Origin of the sequence: Streptomyces sp. NPDC047315, from assembly GCF_040643215.1 — a bacterium.
Classification (GTDB): domain Bacteria; phylum Actinomycetota; class Actinomycetes; order Streptomycetales; family Streptomycetaceae; genus Streptomyces.
On sequence record NZ_JBEYTZ010000092.1, the window covers coordinates 1 to 4757 of the forward strand.

The window sequence follows — 4757 nt, forward strand, 5'->3', positions numbered from 1 at the left end:
TCCTCAAGGAACCCACCCGACCGCGTATACGCAGTCCCCGGATGATCCGGATCCGGATGATAGAGACCCTCCACATCCCACCCACGATCCACCGGGAACGACCCGATCGCGTCCCCGCCCCCCGCCACCAAATCCCACAAATCCCCCGGCGAAGCCACACCCCCGGGAAAACGACACGCCATCCCCACGATCGCAATCGGCTCGTTGGCGCGGTCCTCGACCGCCTGTAGCCGCTGCCTGGTCTGCTGGAGTTCGACGGTCACCCGCTTGAGGTACTCCAGGGTCCGGTTCTCCGACATGGTTCAGGACGCTCCCAGATCGTTGTCGATGAGGTCGAAGATCTCCGACTCGGTCGCCGCGCGGATCCGTTCGACCGCGTCGTCGGGCGCGCTCGCCGTCCCCAGCGAGAGCGCGAGGGAACGCAGGCGGGCGGCCACGCGGTCGCGTTCCGCTTCGTCGACGGTGTGCAGGAGCGCGGAGAGCCGGTCGAGTTCCGCGTCGAGATCCGGGCCGGCGTCTTCGACCCCTTGTCCTTCCAGCAGTTCCCTCAGGTGTTCGGCGAGGGCGGTCGGGGTCGGGTGGTCGAACACCAGGGTCGGGGGCAGTACGAGGCCGGTCGCCACCTGTAGGCGGTTGCGGAGTTGTACGGCGCCCAGCGAGTCGAGGCCCAGTTCCTTGAGCGCCCGGTCGGGGTCGAGGGCCGCCGCCCCGGAGTAGCGCAGCACCGACGCGACCTGCGTGAGGACCCCTCGTAGGACGGTCTGACGCCGTTCCGGTTCGGCCAGGCCGAGCAGTTGCTGCGGTGACAGTTCGGCGCTCTGCGCTTCCGCGGCGGGGGCGTCGGGCAGCAGGTCGCGCAGGACGGCCGGGGCGAACCCCGTCTTCGCGAACTCGCGCAGCGCCACGGGGTCGAGGCGCGCGGGCACGAGCAGTGCGTCGGGCAGGGTGCGCGTGAGGTCGAAGAGGGCGAGGGCCTCGTCGGTGGACAGGGGCAGCAGGCCGGTTCCGGTCAGCGGTTGCGCGTCGGGGGCGGCCAGGTGGCGCGTCATGCCGCTGCTCTGTTCCCACAGTCCCCAGGCGAGGGAGGTGGCGGGGAGCCCCTTGGCGCGGCGCCACTGGGCGAACGCGTCGAGGAAGGCGTTGGCTGCCGCGTAGTTGCCCTGGCCGGGGCCGCCGACGGTGCCGGCGATCGAGGAGAAGAGCACGAACGCGCGCAGGTCGAGGTGGGCGGTGAGTTCGTGCAGCCACAGCGCCGCGTCGACCTTCGGACGCAGCACCTTCTCGACCTGCTCGGCGGTCAGGGTGGTGAGCACGCCGTCGTCCAGGACGCCCGCGGAGTGGACGACGGCGACCAGCGGGTGGTCGTCGTCGGCGACGGATGCGATCAGGGCTGCGACATCGGCGCGGTCGGACGTGTCGCAGGCCGCGATGCGGACCCGGGCGCCGGCGGCAGCCAGGTCGGCCTTGAGTTCGGCGGCCCCTTCCGCGTCCGCACCGCTACGGCTGGCCAGCAGCAGGTGGCGGACGCCGTGTTCGGTGACGAGGTGGCGGGCGACCAAGGCGCCGATGCCGCTCGTACCGCCCGTGATCAGCACGGTGCCTTCGGCGTCGAACGGTTCGACGTGGGTCGGTTCGACGTGGGTCGGTTCGGCGTCGAACGGTTCGGCAGGCCCGGGCTGAGGGCGGGCCCGCACCATGCGGGGCGCGAGGAGTGCACCGTCCCGGACGGCCAGTTGGGGCTCGTCGACGGACAAGGCAGCAGGCAGGTCGCGCTGCTCGACGTCGCGTTCCAGATCCACGAGCCGGAACCGTCGGGGGTGTTCGGACTGTGCCGTACGGAGCAGGCCCCACAGCGCCGCGTCGACGAGGTCCGGTGCCTCCCCGCCGTCGGGCGCGACGGCCCCTCGGGTCAGGAAGACGAGTTCGGCGGCGGCGAAGCGGTCGTCGGCGAGCCAGTTCCGCAGCAGCGCGAGCGTGTGGTGGACCCGGTCGCGGACCGCGTCCGGCCGCGGCGCGTCCGCGCTTCGGCTCGGGCCGGGCACGACCACGACGTCCGGTGTCGCCGCCCCGCCGGCCAGGGCCGCCGTCAGCGCCGCCAGGTCGGCAAAGCACTCGGGGCCGCCGTCCGTGGGGCCGGGGAGGGGGTCGGAGCCGAGCACGGCGTACCGCGGCGGCGGGCCGGCGTCCGGCTCCGGGACCGGTGCGCACGTCGTCCACTCGACGCGGAACAGCGAGTTCGCCGTCGTCTGCTGCGCTGCCGCCTTGAGCCGTTCGACGGAGACCGGCCTGGCGGTCACCGAGTCCACGGAGACCACGGGCCGGCCCTCGTCGTCGAACGCGACCATGGCCACGGTCCGGGCGCCGGTACGGGTCAGGTGCACACGGAGCGACACCGGTCCGGGCACCGCGGAGTGCATCCGCACCCCGGTCCAGGCGAAGGGCAGCCACGCCTGCCCCGGGCCCCCGCCGTCGCCTCCGCCGTCGTCCCCGCCGTCGCCGATGACGTCGGCCACCGCGGCGTGGAAGGCGGCGTCGAGCAGTGCGGGGTGCACCCGGAAGCGGCGGCAGTCGGATGCGAGGTCGTCCGCCGCGCTGACGTCGGCGTACGTCTCGGGGCCGGCGGCGAGCGCCGACCGCAGCCCCCGGAAGGTCGGGCCGTAGTCGAAGCCGCGCCCGGCGAGCCGGTCATACAGCTCGCCGGTCTGCACCGGCGTGCCCTCTGCAGGGGGCCAGGCGCCGAGCCGGGCCGGCCGCGGCGCGGGCTCCGGGGACAGCCGACCGGTGGCGTGCCGGGTCCACTCCTGCGGCTGCTGCCGTACGCCGCCGAGCTCCGCTTCGTCCGGTGCGGAGTACACGTCGATCGGGCGGCGCCCCGCTTCGTCCGGTTCGCCCACGCGCACCTGGATCCGCAGGGCGCCGTCTTCGGGCAGGACCATCGGCTCCTCGATGGTGAGCTCTTCGACGGCCTCGCATCCGACGGTGGCGGCGACGCCCGCCGCGAGTTCCACGTAGGCGGTCCCGGGGGCCAGAACGGTGCCGAACACCGCGTGGTCCGTCAGCCAGGGGAAGCTCTGCCGTGACCACCGGCCGGTCAGCAGCCACTCGGATCCGCCGGCCACGGGCGTGGCAGCGGAGAGCATCGGGTGGTCGGCCGGCGCCAGTCCTGCCCCGGCGACGTCGCCCGCGCTCTCCGCACCGGCCTGCGCCCAGTAGCGCTGGTGCTGGAAGGGGTAGGTGGGCAGCGGCACGGTGCGGCCCGGCGGGCAGAGCGCGGACAGGTCGACCGCTCCGCCGCGGGCGTGCAGCCTGCCGGCGGACGTGCGGAAGCCACCGAGTCCGCCGTCGTCGCGGCGGGTGGACCCGACGATCGTCACCCGGGCCGGGTCGACGCCCGACGCGGCCACCGTCTGCTCGATCGCGACGGACAGCACGGGGTGCGGGCTGATCTCGACGAAGGTGCGGCAGCCGGCGGCGACCAGGGCCCTGGTGGCCCGGTCGAACTCGACGGTGCCGCGCAGGTTCCGGTACCAGTAGTCGGCGTCGAGTCCGGCGGTGTCGAGGACGTCGCCGGTCACCGTGGACAGCAGGGGGATCTCCCCGGTCCGGGGCCTGACGGGGGCGAGTGCTTCGGCGAGGCGTTCGCGGATGGACTCGATCTGCGGCGAGTGCGACGCGTAGTCGACGGGGATGCGTCGGATCCACACCCCTTCGGCGTCGCACTGCGCGATCAGTTCGGCCATCGCTTCGACGGCACCGGCGACGACGACGGTGGAGGGGCCGTTCGCCGCCGCGACGGACAGCCGTCCGGGCCAGCGCTCGATCCGCCGGGCCACCTGCTCAAGGGGTTCGTTGATCGACGCCATCGCACCGTGGCCGGCCAGCGTCGCGAGTTCGGCGCTGCGCAGCGCCACCACCCGTGCCGCGTCGTCGAGGGAGAGGCCGCCGGCGACGCACGCCGCGGCGATCTCGCCCTGGGAGTGGCCGACGACGACGTCCGGGTGGACGCCGTACGAGCGCCAGAGCGCGGCCAAGGAGACCATCACGGAGAACAGGACGGGCTGGACGACGTCGACGCGCTCCAGCGGCGGGGCGCCGGGGGCGGCGCGCAGCACGTCTTCCGGGGACCAGGAGAGATAAGGCGCGAGCGCCTTCGCGCAGGCGGCCATCTGCTCGCCGAAGGCCGGCGATTCGTCGAGGAGTTCGACGGCCATGCCCGCCCACTGGCTTCCCTGGCCGGGGAAGACGAAGGCGACCTTGCCCGGTTTGGCGACGGCGTCCCGGGCCGTGCGCTCCGACGGCTCGTCGCGGTGGATCGCGCGCAGGCCGGCGAGCAGTCGGGTGCGGTCGTGGCCGATGACGGCCGCCCGGTGGTCGAGGTGGCCACGGGTCGTGGCGAGGGAGTGCGCGACGTCGACCACGTCCAACGACGGATCGGCGCTGACGTGCGCGTGCAGCCGGGCCGCCTGCTCCCGCAACGCGGCCGGCGACTTCGCCGACAACAACCACGCCACCTCACCGACCGAACTGTCTTCAGCGCGGGGCGCGGCGGGGCGGTCGATCGCGGGGGCTTCTTCGAGGATCACATGGGAATTGGTGCCGCCGATTCCGAACGCCGATATGCCGGCGCGGCGGGGTCGGTCGCCCGCCGGCCATTCCACCGAATCCGACAGCAACCGCACACCGTCCCACTCCACTTTCTCCGTGGGCTCATCGCCATACAAAGACGCCGGCAACACACCGTGCTGCAACGCCTCCAC

Annotated in this window: 2 protein-coding genes; both read right to left on the reverse strand. The window is 73.5% G+C overall.

The features are described from left to right. Positions 1 to 299 (reverse strand): beta-ketoacyl synthase N-terminal-like domain-containing protein (locus ABZ842_RS38575; RefSeq protein WP_361548501.1); only part of this gene is annotated, 299 nt, incomplete at its 3' end. 3 nt (positions 300 to 302) lie between these two features. After that, a complete protein-coding gene (locus ABZ842_RS38580; RefSeq protein ID WP_361548504.1) occupies positions 303 to 4757 on the reverse strand; it encodes a type I polyketide synthase in 4455 nt (1484 codons plus the stop codon).